Source organism: Synechococcus sp. H70.2 (genome assembly GCF_047462275.1).
GTDB lineage: Bacteria > Cyanobacteriota > Cyanobacteriia > Thermostichales > Thermostichaceae > Thermostichus.
The window spans coordinates 15,889-32,042 of record NZ_JANSIU010000009.1; the positions used below are offsets into that span (position 1 = coordinate 15,889).

Consider the following 16,154-nt stretch of genomic DNA (forward strand, 5'->3'; position numbering starts at 1 on the left):
GAGGAAATCACCATGGCTGAACTCATCTCCCCCCCTGAAGCTCTGCCTGCCTTGGAGGCCTGGTGGGGATCCCTGCGGCAGGGGCCAACGGTGTTGCCTCCGGCGGTGGTGCACCGCTGTTCTGAGCGCCTGGGCAGCCGGGATGCCGATGTGGTGATTGCCGGCGGCACCCTGGGGATTCTCCTGGGGGCAGCTTTGGCCAAGCGGGGCTGGCGGGTGATCCTCATCGAGCGGGGGAGCCTGCGGGGGCGAGAGCAGGAGTGGAACACCTCCCGGCAGGAGCTGCAGGTGCTGCTGGAGCTGGAGCTGCTGACGCCGGCCGAGTGGGAGGCAGTGCAGGTGACCCACTACCCCCGCGGCCGCATCGGCTTTGGGGAGGGCCCTACCTGGTGGGTGGAAGGGGTACTGAACGTAGGCGTGGATCCGGTCAGCTTGCTGGAGTTCCTCAAGCAGCATTTCCTGGCCTGGGGGGGCCAAGTGTGGGAGCAGACCGGGTTTCTAGGCGCCACGGTCCACCCCGATGGGATCCGCATCCAGACCACCACCGGCCAGCTCAGCGCCCAACTGCTGCTGGATGCCATGGGGCACCGCTCCCCCATTGCGGCCCAGGCCCGCCAAGGGCAGCCGCCGGACAGTGTCTGTCTGGTGGTGGGATCCTGCGCCCAGGGGCTGCCGGAGCAACCCACTGGGGATCTGTTCTACAGCTTTACCCCCGCCCAGGAGGGCTACCAGCCCTTTTGGGAGGCTTTCCCCGCCCGCGATGGCCGCACCACCTATCTCTTTACCTACTGCGACCGGGATCCCCGCCGACCCAGTTTGGAGAAGCTCTGGCAGGACTACTGCCGGCTGCTCCCTGCCTACCAGGGGGCCGAGCTGGCCCAGATCCGCTGGGTGCGCAAGCTGTGTGGCGTCTTCCCCGCCTACCGCCGCAGCCCACTACAACTGCCCTGGGATCGCCTTTTGGCGGTAGGAGACAGCAGCGGCAGCCAGTCGCCTTTGAGCTTTGGCGGCTTTGGGGCAATGTTGCGCCATCTGGATCGCCTGCAGCAGGGGATCCACGAGGCGCTGGTGCAGCGGCAGTTGGAGCAGGCGGCCCTGGCCCTGCTGCAGCCCTACCAGCCCAATGTGGCGGTAACCTGGCTTTTTCAAAAGGCGATGATCCCTCCCTTGGGAGAGAAAAACTGGGATCCCAACAGCATTAACCGCCTGTTGAGCAGAGTGTTTGCAGCCATGGTTGCCGCCGGCCCCCAGGTGGTGCGGCCCTTTTTGCAGGATGTGGTGCAGTTTGGCGGCTTGGCCCAGGCACTGTGGGGGGTGATGAGGCAAGATCCAGCCCTGGTGGCCGCGCTTTTGCCCCGGCTAGGGCTGCCGGAGCTGGTGGCCTGGGCGGGCCACTTTGCCACCCTTGGCCTCTACGAGCTCCTGCAAAGGCTAGCCGACCGCCTGGAGGGGGCCCCGCAAGACTACTTCTGGAACCGGCGGCGCGAGGCCTGGCGCTACGGCTGCGGTCGGGATTACTGGCTGTAGACCACCACCCCATAGGGCGGCACCTCAACGGGATCCCCTTGGTTTTTTGCCGGCAGGGAGGATCCCTGGCCCAGCCACTTGGCGTCGCCGCTATCTAGAAGCTTCTCCCACCGGCCGCTGGGCCATGGAGCGTAGGTGGCTGCTTGGTCGGAGCTGAAGTTAAACAGGGCCAGAACGGCTTGGGATCTCTGGTGGCGGTGCAGGGCCAGGCCGCTTGGAGCAAACAGCTCCACCCCCACCGAACTCCGCTCCAGGTTTTGCAGCGGCGGCAGGGTCTTGCGCAGGCGAATGAGGGTTTGGTACCACCGCCGCAAGACCTGGTGGTGGCCAGCAGTGGCCAGTTCCCAGTTGAGCTTCGAGCGCAGGAAGGTCTCTTCCGCTTGCGGGTCCGGTACCTCCCCCTGCCAGGCAAAGGCGCTGAACTCGCGGCGGCGTCCCTGGCGCACCGCTTCCACCAGGTCGGGATCCCCGTGGCTAATGAAGTAGAGAAACGGGGCCACCTCCCCATACTCTTCCCCCATAAACAGCAGTGGCAGCATGGGAGCCAGCAGCAGAGCAGCGGCGGCCAACTTCAGGCCAGCGAAGGAGGTGAGCTGGCTGAGGCGTTCCCCCAGCCGGCGATTGCCCACCTGGTCGTGGTTTTGGATGCAGATTACAAACTGGGAGCCTGGCCTAGCGAGAGCGGAATTGCCGTGGCGGCGGGCCCGGTAGCGGGAGTACTGGCCGGAATAGACGTAGCTCTCGCGGTAGGACTTGGCCAGGTGCTCCAATTGGCCAAAGTCCTGGTAGTAGCCTGTCTTTTCTCCAGTAAGCAGGGTGTGAACTGAGTGATGGAAATCGTCGCACCACTGGGCATCTAGGCCGTAGCCCCCTTGCTCGCGGGGGGTGATGAGGCGGACGTCGTTGAGGTCGCTTTCGGCTACCAGAACCCTGGGCCAGCCCGTGCGCGCCTCCAGGGCCTCCACCCGCTCTGCCAATTCCTGCAAAAAGGGGTGGGCGCTGAAGTCGTAGATGGCATGCACGGCGTCCAGCCGCAGGCCGTCTAGGTGAAACTCCTCTAGCCAGTATTCGGCATTTTGCAGGAAAAACTCCCGCACGCCGTCGGAATAGCGGTCGTCGAAGTTGAGGGCCTCCCCCCAAGGGGTGCGGTACTTGTCGGTAAAGTAGGGGCCAAAGTCCCGCAGGTAGTTCCCCTCCGGCCCCAGGTGGTTGTAGACCACATCCAAAATGACAGCCAAGCCCTGCTGGTGGCAGGCATTGACCAGCGCCTTCAGGCCCGCTGCTCCTCCATAGCTAACCTGCACGGCATAGGGGTAGACGCCGTCATAGCCCCAGTTGCGCTCCCCCGGAAACTGGGCCACCGGCATGAGCTCCAGCACGTTGACCCCCAGCTCCACCAGTTGCGGCAGGCGGGGGATCAGGGCGGCAAAGGTGCCCTCCGGGGTAAAGGTGCCTACATGCAGCTCGTAGAGGATCCACTGGGAGAGCGGGATCCCCTTCCAGGCTTGATCCTGCCAGTCGAAGTGGGGATCCACCACCCGCGAAGGGCCATGGACGCCGTAGGGCTGGCAGCGGGAAGCCGGATCCGGCCGCTCCACCACCCCCCCTGAGGTGTGTAGGCGGTAGAGGTAGTCCACTGGCCCCGGCGGGATCCCCTCCACTTCACCCTGCCAGTAGCCCTGCTCATCTTGGGCCAGAGGGATGACCTGTTGGACAGGGCTGATGATTTTGAGCTCCACGTGTTCGACCAAGGGCGCCCACACCGAGAAGCGGTAGTGGCCCTGGCCACAGGGATAGGCGCCAATCCGTCTAACTGGAGGGGAAAGCACGGAACCCATTCTATAACTTGGCTTCTACTATAGCGGGGCTTGCCCCCTAGGCCTGCCAGGTCAAGGTCTTGGGCTTCTCTGCCATAGTGGAATTAACCCTTTGTTGCTCCGTCCCTATGCTTCACTACCCGCCTAGCCATCCGGATCCCACCGTTGTCGATGTCTACCATGGGCAGCCGGTGCCGGATCCCTATCGCTGGCTGGAAGATCTGGATTCTGAGCAGACGCGGGCCTGGATCGAGGCGCAAAACCGGCTAACTTTTGACTACTTGCAACGCATCCCGGCGCGGCAGCGGCTCCTGGAGCGCTTGACCCAACTTTGGAACTACGAAAAATACAGCCAGCCCTTCAAAGAGGGCGGCCGCTACTTCTACTTCAAAAACGACGGCCTGCAAAACCAGAGCGTTCTCTATACGCAAGAGAGCCTGGAGGGCGAAGCCCGGGTTTTGCTGGATCCCAACACGTTTTCGGAAGACGGCACTGTAGCCCTCTCAGGCATTGCCATCAGCCGCGACGGGCGCTACCTAGCCTATGGCCTCTCCCGCTCCGGCTCCGACTGGCAGGAGTGGAAGGTGCGGGACATCGAAACTGGAGAAGACCTGCCGGATCACCTGTGCTGGATTAAGTTCTCTGGGGCCAGCTGGACACGGGATGGGCAGGGATTTTTCTACAGCCGCTACGACGAGCCACCCCCCGGCAGCGAGTACGAAAGTACCAACTACTTCCAAAAGCTCTACTACCACCGCCTCGGCACCCCCCAGTCGGAAGATGTCTTGATCTATCACCGCCCCGACCAAAAAGAGTGGGGCTTTGCTGGCGGGGTTACCGAAGATGGCAACTACCTCATCATCTCCGTCTGGCGGGGCACGGATCCCAAAAACCTCCTCTTCTACAAAGACCTACGGGATCCCAACTCGCCGGTGGTGGAGCTCATTTGCGAGTTCCAGGCCGAGTACAGCTTTGTTGGCAACGACGGCTCCCGCTTTTGGCTGCTGACGGACTTCCAGGCTCCGCGGCGGCGACTGGTGGCCCTTGATCTCGACAACCCAGGGCACCTGCAAGAGGTGATCCCTGAGGCTGAGGAGACCCTGCAAGGGGTTAGCCTCATCCACAATCAATTTGTTGCCTTCTACCTCAAAGACGCCCACACCCAGATCAAGACCTTTGCCCTAGACGGCACCTACCTGGGGGAAATCCCCCTGCCAGGGCTGGGATCCGCCAGCGGCTTTGCTGGCAAGCGCTACGACACTGAGACCTTCTACACCTTCACCAGCTTCACCACCCCGCCCACCATCTACCGCTACGACTTCACCACTGGCAGGAGCACCCTCTTTCGCCAGCCCCAGGTGGATTTCGATCCCCACGCCTATGAGGTGCAGCAGGTGTTCTACGCCAGCAAAGACGGCACCCGCATTCCCATGTTCCTTGTCCACCGCCGCGGCCTAGCGCGGACAGGGGATCACCCCACCCTGCTGTACGGCTACGGCGGCTTCGGCATCTCTCTAACCCCCAGCTTCTCGGTGGGCCTGGTGGCCTGGTTGGAGATGGGAGGGGTTTACGCCCAGCCCAATTTGCGCGGCGGCGGCGAATATGGGGAAGCCTGGCACCAGGCGGGCACCAAGCTCAACAAGCAAAAGGTCTTTGACGACTTCATTGCCGCGGCTGAGTGGCTAATCGCCCATGGCTACACCAATCCCTCCAAGTTGGCCATCGCCGGCGGCAGCAACGGCGGCCTCTTGGTGGGGGCCTGCCTGACCCAGAGGCCGGATCTCTTTGCCGCAGCCCTGCCCGCTGTGGGGGTGTTCGACATGCTGCGCTTTCATAAGTTCACCATCGGCTGGGCCTGGGTCTCGGAGTACGGATCCCCGGACAACCCCGAGGAATTCAAGGCCCTCTACGCCTATTCCCCCCTGCACAACCTCAAACCCGGCACCGCCTATCCCGCCACCCTGATCACCACCGCGGATCACGACGACCGGGTGGTGCCGGCCCACAGCTTTAAGTTTGCTGCTGCCCTGCAGGCGGCCCAGGGGGGATCCCAGCCCATCCTCATTCGCATCGACACCAAAGCCGGCCATGGGGCTGGCAAGCCCACCAGCAAGCTCATTGAAGAGACCGCCGACCGCTGGGCCTTTTTGGTGCAGGTGCTGGGGATCCCCGGGGATGGAAGGGGAGTTAGCGAGCTTTAGGGCCTAGGCCCACCCGGCCGGCATAGACTGCCGCTTCCCCCAGCTCGTCTTCGATGCGGAGCAGTTGGTTGTACTTGGCAATGCGCTCGCTGCGGCAGAGGGATCCGGTCTTGATCTGGCCGGCGCGGGTAGCCACCGCCAGGTCGGCGATGGTGGTGTCTTCTGTTTCGCCGGAGCGGTGGCTGATGATGGTGCGAAAGCCGGCCTGAACGGCCAGTTGCACGGTTGAGACGGTCTCCGTCAGCGTGCCAATCTGGTTGAGCTTGATCAAAATGGCGTTGGCGGCGCCGCTGTCGATGCCTTTCTGCAGCCGGGCTGGGTTGGTTACAAACAGGTCGTCCCCCACCAGTTGCACCCGCGATCCCAGCCGAGCGGTCATGGCCTGCCAGCCGGCCCAATCTTCCTCCGCCAGCCCATCCTCTAGAGAGACGATGGGGTAGTTGGCCAGTAGTTGTTCGTAGTAGTCCACCATCTGCTCAGCGCTGCGGGCTTTGCCCTCAAAGTGGTACTGTCCATCCTGCAGCAGCTCGTTGGCGGCCACGTCCAAGGCCAAGGCAATGTCTTCCCCCGGCTTGTAGCCCGCCCGTTCAATAGCCGTCATCAACAGATCCAAAGCCGCTGCGTTGGAGGGGAGATCGGGGGCAAACCCGCCTTCGTCCCCCACCCCCGTGGACAGCCCCTTCTGCCGCAGCAGTTGTTTGAGCGCTGCAAACACCTCCGCCCCATAGCGCAGCGCCTCGCGAAAGCTGGGTGCCCCGATAGGCACCAGCATGAACTCTTGGATATCGAGGTTGTTATCGGCGTGGGCACCGCCATTGAGCACATTCATCAGGGGTACCGGCAGCAGGTTGGCAAAGGGTCCACCCAGGTACCTGTACAAGGGCAGACCCACTGCACTAGCAGCCGCCTTAGCCGTGGCCAAAGAGACCGCCAAGATGGCGTTGGCTCCCAGTTGCGACTTGTTGGGGGTGCCATCCAGATCAATCATCAACTGGTCGATGCGGGCCTGGTTGAGGGCATCTTCTCCCTGTAGCTCCGACTGGATGGGGCCAAGAATGTTTTCCACCGCCCTCAGCACACCCCTGCCGCCGTAGCGCTTGGGATCCCCGTCCCGCAGCTCGTGGGCCTCAAAAGTGCCGGTCGAAGCGCCACTGGGCACCTGGGCCAGGCCGGTGGCCCCATTGGCTAAGCCCACCAACGCCTCTAAGGTCGGTTGCCCCCGTGAGTCGAGGATCTCATGGGCGGTAATCCACTCGATGGCCGTTTCCACAGTTGCACCTCAATTAGACAGCTCTGGCCAAGGTCAGATCGCCAATAGAGTAGTGGATTTTCGCCCCCGGATCCCTTTGGCTTCCGGAAAACTTTAACGGCTGACTCGGCCCAGGCTGGTGGAGCGTCAGGGATCCCGCCTGGCTCTCTAAGAAAGAGGCCACCCAGCTCCCCAGTGGAAGTAGAATTAGGTAAGGTGTTCCGGCCCCAGAGAGAAGCTAGGGGGAAGGGGGGTCTGTAGTTATGTTTGAAAAAGTACTCTTTCCCATCGACAACTCGCGGGAGACCAGCCACGCCCTGCCACTGGTGGCCGACATAGCGCAGCGCTACAAGAGCCAGGTATATCTGCTCTCCGTCCTAGACACTACAGAACTAACCCCTGAGCAAGTCGAGCAAGCCCGCCAAAGTATCCACAACTTGCTCAAGCAGGCTGAGACTGGTCTCCAGCAGATTGGCATCCAAAATGTCAAGAGCGAGTATCGCGAGGGAAAGGTTCCTTTTGTCATCTGCGACGTGGCAGACGAGCTAGAGATTAACCTGATTGTGATGGGATCCCGCGGCAATCCCCTAGCCGAAGGCCGGAAAAACGAATCCGTCAGCCACCGCGTCATCGACCTCTCCCCCTGCCCTGTGCTGGTGGTGCCCTGAAGAGTCGGCCTTCTCTATTCTGGAGAATGTGTTGAAGTTGTCTCAAAATGTTGCCTTGTGTAACGGTAGGGCCGTTTTTGTTTGTATTGACCAGAAGGCTGCTGTACAACGAAGAGCAGGATAGACCCAATGGCTGACAGCAGCTAACTGGTTACACTCTTGGGAATTGTTATGGAAAGTCAAAGTCGTGGCTACAACAAGGCTTCGAAGAAAACCTTCGATCTAATGCGGCATTTCGCAGAAACCTACGCTAGACGTACCGGCACCTTTTTCTGCTCTGACCCAACAATTACAACCGCAGTAATTGAGGGCCTAGCTCTACACAAAGAGCAACTAGGCGCTCCCCTCTGTCCTTGCCGGTTCTACGAAGATAAAGAAGCAGAGGTGAAGGCTGGCTATTGGAACTGTCCCTGCGTACCCATGCGGGAGCGGAAAGAATGTCACTGTATGCTCTTTTTAACTCCGGACAACCCCTTGGCCGGCACCAGCCAAACCCTAGAGGAGGTCCCTCTAGAATACCGAGCCTAGCCCGTAATGGCTAGGAGAAAGCTGGGTATAATCGAAAAGCAGTTGGAAATGCCTGTTTGCCCGCGGAGGAAACTCTCCTATGACTCCCTCACTAGCTAGCTTCCTCTGGAGCCTGGTATACGGTGCTGTAGTGCTGGGTCTTCTCTTTGGCGCCATCGTGATTGTTAGCTACAGAGATAGGGTGCGTCGCCGCTAAAGCCTTGGCCAAAGATTATCCCCCTGCTGATCCCCGTACTCGACGGCCAGCAAACTGCTGCAGCGGAGGTGGTAAGGAGTCTATTGCCAGCCTCTAGTTACTCTCTCTACTACTGGCAACAGAAGAACCGCTACTACTACGAGGATCTGGAGCGGCTGCACCGCTTCTTCTTGCCTCCGGGTCTCCGTATTCTGGAGATTGGCTGTGGTACGGGGGCGCTGCTCAACGCTTTGCAGCCTAGTTTCGGGGTAGGGATCGACCAAGACGTAGAGGTCATTGCCCAGGCCCAGCAGCAATTTCCCCACCTCCACTTTCGCGTGCAGGACCTCCATAAGTTGGACAGGCGGGATCCCGTCCTGGCCCAGCCTTTTGACGCTATTTTGCTTGTCAATACTCTCAGTTACCTGAGGGATATTCAACAGGTTCTTGAGCAGTTGCGCTGTTTCTGCACTCCGCGCACTCGCCTCATTCTTTCCCACCACAATCCCCTTTGGGAGCCACTTTTGAACCTAGCAACCCTTCTGAAGCAGCGCAGGCCCCTGCCGGCAGCCAACTGGCTCTCGGCAGCAGATGTAGCCAATTTGCTCCACCTAGCGGGGTACGAGATTATCCAGCAGGGCAAGCGGTTGTTGTTGCCGCGGCGGATCCCGCTGCTTTCAACGCTGGTTAACCGCCTGATTGCCCCCTTGCCAGGGATCAACGCCCTCTGCCTAACGGAATACACCATTGCCCGTCTCCAGCCGGATCCCAACTGGGATCCGCCTCCTGCGGAACAGCCCTCTTGCACAGTGATCATTCCAGCTCGCAACGAAGCCGGCAACATTCGCCGCTGCGTGGAGCAGGTGCCCCTGATGGGATCCCACACTGAGATTATTTTTGTGGAGGGGCACTCTAGCGACGATACTTGGGCCGAGATCCAGCGCACTCAGGCCGAATACCAGGGGAGCTGCACCCTCCGCGCCCTGCAACAGGAGGGGAAGGGCAAAGGAGATGCTGTGCGCCAGGCGTTTGCTGCAGCCAGCGGCGATGTGGTAATCATTCTCGATGCCGACTTAACTGTCCAAGCGGAAGACCTCCCCAAGTTTTTCCGGGCGGTGGCCTCCGGGCGCTGTGATTTTGCCAATGGCTGCCGGCTGATTTACCCTCTAAAGCCGGAGGCAATGCCCCGCCTAAACCAGTGGGCCAACCGCTTTTTTGCCGCTCTTCTTTCCTACATCCTTGGCATCCGCATCAAAGATACCCTCTGCGGCACCAAGGCCCTCTGGCGGGAGGACTACTGTCAGATTGCCAAGCTGCGGCAAGAGTGGGGGAATTTCGATCCCTTCGGCGATTTTGACCTGTTGCTAGGGGCTGCCAAGCGCACCCTTAAGATCCTGGACATCCCGGTGCGCTATTTCCCCAGAACCTATGGCCGCTCCAATATCCACCATCTGCGGGATGGCTTGCGGCTGCTGCAGATCTGTGCCTTTGCCCTCAAGCACTTCAAGGGATCCTGAACGCTGCTCCTTTGGATGCGTTTCCAATCCAAAGATCCCTGCCTATACAATTTAATAGACTTAGATTAAGCCTGAGAAAAACCACCAATGAGGGAATCCGTATTGAGCAGCCTCGGCCAGTGGATCTCGAATACTCCCCTTCGCTCTCTTGATCGGGCTTATCAGGCTGCCCTCCGCATCAAAGCCATTGAAGACCGCTACTTTCAGGGGGGATCCATCGGTAGCAACGGCAGCCACGGCCAAGTTACTAGCCACTACTTCCAAATCCAACTGCGCCAGAACCTGCGTCAGATTAACCTTAGTCTAGCAGAATTTAGAGCCAGTAGTATCTTTTCCCGCCTGCCTGATCCCGAATCAGATGGCAGGAGCCCTCACTTTCCTGCAGAAGTAAAATACAGGGGCAAAGAGTCTGAAAATAGACGGCAAAGTCAAGATCCTTCAATTTTGGAGAAACTAGAGTTTATCGATCAGGTAATCTCTCGCTACAAGCGCCCTGCCACTCAACCCAAGCCCAGCGTCACCCAACCTAAACCTCAAGAGCAAGCTGAGTCAATCTCTTCAACTCAAAGCATCAAGACTAACCCCGCTCAGACCAATCTGACCGATGACGGGGTCCCAGTTGCTTCTAAAACGGCCCTCCTGCCTCGCTCCATTTTGTCCACAGCTAAGCAAATCCTCCGAGAGTTAAGTTCGCAGGCAGAAGAAGAGCTGGTCCAGGAGTACCGCAGCCAACGCACGCAAACACTGGTGGCAGTTCGGTTCTTGTTACTACTGGCCATCTTGCCACTGCTTGTCCAGATTCTCTCGAAGCAATTTCTGTTTGGGCCATTGGTGGATCGGCTGCAGCCTCAGCAGCCTACTCTCTTGGCCTTGAGCTACGAATTTCAAGAAAGAGCTGTTTCAGAGTTTGATTTTTTCAGGGAAAAAATAGAGTTTGAGCGGGCTTTACACCACCAATCCCCAGAAGATATGGACTTAGAGCTAAAGGATCGACTTTCCATGAAAGCAGAGGAGCTATTACAAAAATACAGCCGTAAGAATTCAGAAGGCCTAAAGAATATCTTGGCTGATCTGCTATCTCTGGCGGTATTTGGTTGGCTAGTCTTTGTTGGCCGTGAGGAAATTGAGGTTCTTAAGTCCTTCCTAGATCGTCTCATCTATGGCCTGAGCGATAGTGCCAAGGCTTTTATCATTATTCTCTTCACCGATGTATTTGTTGGCTACCACTCTCCCCATGGTTGGGAAGTCTTGTTAAGTAGTTTGGCCGAGCACCTGGGCTTGCCTGAAAACCGCAATTTCATCTACGGCTTTATCGCTACCTTTCCAGTCTTTCTAGACACGCTCTTTAAGTACTGGATCTTCCGCTACTTAAACCGTGTATCGCCATCAGCAGTGGCTACCTATCACGCTATGAATGACTAGACTCGATGGGCTCCGCTCAAACTGAGATCCCCTATCTTACATCCAGCTCGTCAACCGACAAGCTCCTGCAACTTTGCTAAGCAATTGCCCATGGCTGTCAAAGCCTTCGCCTCTCGCCACCTCCACCTTGGCTACCTTTGCAACCTAGGGGATAGTGACAGAGCCGACCTTAAGCGATAGCTTGTGAGTTTCTCAGGCACCCTCTGCCTCCAGATCCAGAAGCCGCCGCAGGGATCCCTTGTTAAAAGCCGGGAAGCGTAGGTAGGGGTACTGCTCCTTGGCCTGCCGCAGCTCTTGGAAGGCGGGAGCCAATTGATCTTTGGGGGAGATCCCTGTAACCACACACCAGATCTTGGTGCGCGTCAGAGCCACAAAAGCTTGATTGCGCCGGCGCAGTTGCTCCTCTACACTTAGCCCCGGCTCGGTGGCGTTTTGAAACTGGCAGACGTAGACTTTCCAAGCTTCGTTGCCCTTGGCCCGGAAGATCCCCGCTAGAGTGACATGCCCCGGCAAGCGGAAAATATCCCGATCGGCATCTTCGCCAGCAATGAGGGCGCTAATTCCTCTTTGTTTGAGCCTGGCCTTTAGGCTTTCCCAGTAGGGTTTGTTCGCGCTGAAGCTGGCTACACTTGTCACTAGAAGATCTTCCGGCCGGAAACTCCACTGCTTCAGGTCGCGCTCGATCTGTCGGGCAATCCACTTCTGCTCCTCTTCCTCAGAAGGAAAGGTACGCCAGACCAGCAACGACTGGGGATCCACCTTGGGATCAAAGTTTTCTTGATCGACGGGATGGCAAGCCTTGCGGGTGAGGGTAATTGGGGATCCGGGCTTACGAAAATCACCTTCTACCACTTCGTAACCCAAGTTTTCCCACTGGTCTTTTTGAGTAACCCCCTGCAAAGGCTGGCCTCCACGCAGAAGACCCATGTTGATGGCATGGGCAGCCATGAGGATGATGTTTGGAGTGCGGTAGCAATGGCGCAGTACGATGGCTCGCCCTCCCAACTGCACTTTGGGTTTGCCCGTCTCGTCCCGCCCGAATAGCTCGGCTGCCCCCGGCACTGTCAGCGAGCCAATGCCCTGGGCTTCGTCGTAGGCCCAGTAGAGCCGCTTGGGATCCCGTAAAGTTCGATAGGCTAAACGGTAAAAGGCGGGCGGCAAATCTTGACCTTCATCGATCAAGATGGCGTCAAAAAGTTGAGGGATCTCCTTGGCTTCTTTTTCTAACTCTTGGCAGACATAGTCGAAAGGCTCCGTTGTATGGTCATTTTTATCCCTTAACTCTGCCCTTGCCCGCTCCAAGCTTTTGGGCAGCAAGCCACATTCTTTGGCGAGCAAGCGATAAAACCCAAGCTGATCTTTGGATCCCCAGGCATGCATCACCTGAATCCTTTCCCAATTTGGCTCGATGTCAAACTTGCTCTGACAGACTTCTGAGATTTGCCTGCGAATTTGCTCATAGAGAGAGCGGGTGTAGAAAACTACGGCGATGTCCCAATCCGGGTGGTCAGCGTGGATCTTGGCTGCCCTGCGAGTCAAGGCTACGGTTTTGCCCGTCCCCGCCAGGCCCCGCAACCGCTGCGGCCCCTCAGGATATTGGGTGGCAATTTTGCGTTGGTCTTCATCGAGTTTGAAGATCCCTTCTTGGACGCGCCGGATCACCGCCTGCGGATCGTAGTCATATACGGGGTCTTCGCCGGGATCCCCCAGCTTTATCCCCAACGTTCTGAGGATCACTTCCCATTCTGTGGCGTTGAGAGGAGCGCCATTGACCTGCTTGGCCGCATACAGAGTTTGCCGCAACTGCTCTGGGTTTTCCAAATCGTCAGCAAAAAGTAGCGCGCCGGTAAAAGGGGGATCCCCGAAGCGCTCCTGCCATTCTTGGCGCCGAATGCGAGGCAAAGCCAGCCGATATTGCCAGGCAACGCGCGCTTGGAGAGGCCGAGTTTCCAGATTTTGCTGCAGCCAATTCTTAATCTGAAACATTTGATTATCGGCCTGCGCCAGAGGGGTTTCGGTTTCCCTGTGCCACTCGCGCATGCGCCACTCGCTGCCGTCGATGGCCTCGATATTGTAAAGGTTGCAGCCCTTACACTCGAAAATCCAAAAGCCCAGTTCAAAATGAATCAAGAGAATGTCGGGCTTGGCCTTGGGGCGGCCCTGAGGGTCATAAATGCTGAACTGATGGAGGAGGTAGCCGGGATCAGAGGCCAGGGCTTGCCGCAGCGCATTCCAAACCGCCGCCTCCGCAGCTATTCCTGGCAAGCTGTCATCCAGAGCGCCGTCGGGTTGAAAGTGCATGGGGGATCCCTCATTTTCCAACTTGAACCCAGTGTACAACAGGAAACCTGAGCTCTTGGGGAAGGATCCAGGGCCCTTAACGTAAGGTGCGGAATTCCCCACCGTCTATACGGTGGGGATGGATAGCACCCTCTGACTGATTCTGGTTCTAGGGAGCAAATCATGCCAAAGCCTAGCCCTTCCCAATACACTTTAGTGACCAGTATTTTGTTACAAACACTACGTGCAGGTGAATTCTAAAAACTGCGTCAGCGTCGCTTCTTAGTCTGCCCTTCTCGATGCTACACTTACTGGGGCTTCGACTAAGTCACAAAAGGTGACTGAAACTGTACTGGTAATCAGGCGGCAGACCTTTCGGCTGTACCCCAACAAAACCCAAGAGCGGGCTTTGTTGTCTGCCCGCCGTCTGCACTGTTACCTTTACAACGCTTGCGTTGCTCATCGGCGCTATGAGTACCGACGCAACCGCCGGACGGTTACTTACCTTGAGCAGCAGAACCTTCTGCCAGAGTTCAAGCAGGCGTGGCCGGAGTTTGCACAACTCAACTCCCAATCTCTGCAAGCTACGGTCAAGCGGGTAGATTTTGCCTATCAGCGCTTCTTTCAAGGGCTGAGTAAAAAGCCCAAGTTCAAGTCAATCCAGCGGTACTCCGGCTGGACCTATCCCAGCACTTCGGGGTGGAAAGTAGCCAGCAACGGTAAGCACGGTAGCGTTACCCTCAATGACCTGGGCCTCACCCTGAGGATGCGGGGCAAAGCCAAGGAGTGGGGGAGGCCTACCACGCTAACTATTGTCTACAAGCCAACTTTACGGCAGTGGTATGCTTCCTTCACCGTAGAGGTAGAAGTACCTCGGTCTAAGTTTGGTTCCTGGTCAGATTTGAAGTATGAATCTATCGTTGCCTACGATTTGGGTACCGAAACGGCCATAACCTTATATGACGGGAGTGAGTTCTATGAGGTTGCTAATCCTCGGTTTACGCAGAGGAGTGAGGAGAAAGTTCGCAAGGTTGCCAAGCTCAAACGGCGGAAGCGTGCACCTAGGAAGGGGGTGAAGGCTTCTAGGAGATGGAAGAAAATCAACCGACTGGAGGCTAAGCTCAAAGCCAAAGTTGCCCGTCAGCGTAGAGATTGGCAACACAAGGTTACCTCAGAGATAGCAAGTCGTTATGACATCGGGGTAACCGAAAAACTCAACGTCAAGGGCATGACCCATAAAGCTAAAGGTAAAGGGAAGAAACATAAGGCCGGACTAAACAAGTCTATTTTGTCGGTGGGGTTTGGTACGCTGAACCAAATGCTGACCTACAAAATTGAGCAGAAGGGCGGTTTGGTCTTGTTTCTTCCCACGCAAACCCTCAAGCCGTCTCAGCGCTGTCCCAAGTGCGGTGCTGTTCACAAGGAGTGGGCAGAGCTCAGTAACCGTTACCATGTCTGTTCTGCCTGTGGGTTTGCGATACCGCGGGACAGGGGAACGGTGATGGTACTGTACAACGTTGCTACTAATCAGCAACCGGGGCTGGGAACCAGCCTCGTGAGTCTTGGATGCTTCAGCTCTACTTCAGAGACCCGGTACACGGGATCTATGAAGCAACTGGGGCAGAGGAAGAGACAAAAGCTCTGCTGTCAAGCGGGTGAGGAAACCCCACCCGCCTACGCGGTGGGGTAGTTCATAGCAAAGACTCAGGTCGGATCCGCGGATCCACCCACATCAAGAGCAGATCGGCCAATAGGTTATCACCGCTCCCAGCAAAAGCCCAGCCATCACCACGTTGATGTCAAAGCTTTGGACGGCTTCCAAGAGCAGCTTGCCCAGCCCCGGCCAGTTGAAGAAAAACTTAGCAATGAAGGAGCCGCTGAGCAGATTGGCAAACTCAAAGCCCAAGATCGTAATCAAGGGGTTGACGGCGTTGCGCACTGCATGCAGCCAGATCACCCGCCATTCAGGAATGCCCCGTGCCCGCGCCGCCTGGATGTATTCCTGCTGCAGCACGTCCAAGAAGTTGCCGCGGGTAATCCGCTGCAGCCCGGCAAAGCTGGTAATGCTCAGGGCCAGCGTGGGCAAGAGCAGGTGGCGGCCCAGATCCAGCAGCTTCCCCCCAACCGAGCTCGGCAAAATAAACACTGGTCATTCCCCCTACCGGCAGCCAGCCCACGTTTTGAGCCACAATCAGCAGCAAAATGGCCAGCACAAAGCTGGGCATGGCCTGCCCCAGGTAGCTGAGCAACTGCAACGCCCGATCCAAAGGGGTGTTCTGCCGCAGCGCCCCCAGGATCCCCAGAGGAACGGCAATTAGCCAAGTCAGCAAAACAGAGCACACTGCCAACAGCAAGGTGGCGCCGGCGCGGGAGAGGATGAGTTGCGCCACCGGCACGCGGTATGTGTAGCTCAGCCCAAAATCTCCCTGCAGCAGATTGCCCAGCCAGGTCAAATACTGCCCAACCAAGGGTTTATCCAAGCCCAGCCGTGCCTCTTCCTGGGCAATAAGATCCGCCCGCAAGGGATCCAAAAAATCGCCGGGGGCCAGTTGCAAGAGCAAAAAGCTGAGCACCGTGATCAGCAGCAGCACCGGCACCGCTTGGGCCAGCCGCTGCAAGACCAAAGCCAGCGGTGGCCACAGACCGAAAGCGCGCCCGCCAGGGGAAGAGGAGGTTACGGCCACAGACAGAAGTCGGGTTGAGCGGGGTTCAAATCTCAACGGAGTGGAGTTCCTGTCGAACTATGCTGCCATTCTTCGGCCCAGATTTC

General features: G+C 58.0%; 11 protein-coding genes and 1 pseudogene. 8 read left to right on the plus strand and 4 right to left on the minus strand.

Annotated elements, in window-relative coordinates; genetic code table 11:
* Positions 1–12: 12 nt before the first annotated feature.
* Entirely contained in the window at positions 13–1,527 is a 1,515-nt protein-coding gene (locus NW822_RS09450; protein ID WP_414404264.1) for an FAD-binding oxidoreductase, read from the plus strand.
* Here the strand turns inward: NW822_RS09450 and treZ are convergent.
* The gene (gene treZ / locus NW822_RS09455) at positions 1,515–3,365 is read right to left on the minus strand and encodes a malto-oligosyltrehalose trehalohydrolase (protein WP_414404265.1); all 1,851 of its coding nucleotides are present in this window, start codon (positions 3,363–3,365) and stop codon (positions 1,515–1,517) included. The two genes, NW822_RS09450 and treZ, sit on opposite strands and share 13 nt — an antisense overlap.
* 107 nt (positions 3,366–3,472) lie before the next feature.
* Between treZ and NW822_RS09460 the strand changes: the two genes are divergently transcribed.
* Positions 3,473–5,545 (plus strand): prolyl oligopeptidase family serine peptidase, encoded by a 2,073-nt coding sequence (locus tag NW822_RS09460; protein ID WP_414404266.1) that lies wholly within the window; start codon positions 3,473–3,475, stop codon positions 5,543–5,545.
* Here the strand turns inward: NW822_RS09460 and eno are convergent.
* Positions 5,532–6,815, minus strand: coding sequence for a phosphopyruvate hydratase (gene eno / locus NW822_RS09465; RefSeq protein WP_414404267.1), 1,284 nt, complete (start codon positions 6,813–6,815; stop codon positions 5,532–5,534). The two genes, NW822_RS09460 and eno, sit on opposite strands and share 14 nt — an antisense overlap.
* A 242-nt stretch (positions 6,816–7,057) precedes the next feature.
* On the opposite strand from eno, the gene NW822_RS09470 reads away from it, so the two are divergent.
* The 5 genes from NW822_RS09470 (at position 7,058) to pxcA (ending at position 11,104) form a co-directional block, all read left to right on the plus strand.
* Positions 7,058–7,462: a universal stress protein gene (locus tag NW822_RS09470; RefSeq protein ID WP_414361547.1), complete on the plus strand. Its 405-nt coding sequence runs from the start codon at positions 7,058–7,060 to the stop codon at positions 7,460–7,462.
* Positions 7,463–7,633: 171 nt separating this feature from the next.
* Positions 7,634–7,990, plus strand: a complete 357-nt coding sequence (locus tag NW822_RS09475) for a ferredoxin-thioredoxin reductase catalytic domain-containing protein (RefSeq protein ID WP_414361546.1) — start codon at positions 7,634–7,636, stop codon at positions 7,988–7,990.
* A gap of 79 nt (positions 7,991–8,069) precedes the next feature.
* Entirely contained in the window at positions 8,070–8,186 is a 117-nt protein-coding gene (locus tag NW822_RS09480) for a photosystem II reaction center X protein (RefSeq protein WP_414361544.1), read from the plus strand.
* 83 nt (positions 8,187–8,269) lie between these two features.
* Positions 8,270–9,682: a glycosyltransferase gene (locus NW822_RS09485; protein WP_414404268.1), complete on the plus strand. Its 1,413-nt coding sequence runs from the start codon at positions 8,270–8,272 to the stop codon at positions 9,680–9,682.
* An 87-nt stretch (positions 9,683–9,769) separates the two neighbouring features.
* On the plus strand, positions 9,770–11,104 hold the full coding sequence (gene pxcA / locus NW822_RS09490) for a proton extrusion protein PcxA (protein WP_414404269.1): 1,335 nt from the start codon (positions 9,770–9,772) through the stop codon (positions 11,102–11,104).
* A 192-nt stretch (positions 11,105–11,296) separates the two neighbouring features.
* On the opposite strand, the gene NW822_RS09495 is transcribed toward pxcA, so the two are convergent.
* A complete protein-coding gene (locus tag NW822_RS09495) occupies positions 11,297–13,405 on the minus strand; it encodes a DEAD/DEAH box helicase (RefSeq protein WP_414404270.1) in 2,109 nt (702 codons plus the stop codon).
* Between the two features lie 316 nt (positions 13,406–13,721).
* Here NW822_RS09495 and NW822_RS09500 point away from each other — a divergent pair, with 316 nt between their 5' ends.
* Complete coding sequence (locus NW822_RS09500; RefSeq protein WP_414404271.1) at positions 13,722–15,074, plus strand: RNA-guided endonuclease InsQ/TnpB family protein; 1,353 nt, start codon at positions 13,722–13,724, stop codon at positions 15,072–15,074.
* A gap of 1 nt (position 15,075) precedes the next feature.
* On the opposite strand, the pseudogene NW822_RS09505 reads toward NW822_RS09500, so the two are convergent.
* Positions 15,076–16,068, minus strand: a pseudogene (locus tag NW822_RS09505) (ABC transporter permease).
* Between the last annotated feature and the right edge of the window lie 86 nt (positions 16,069–16,154).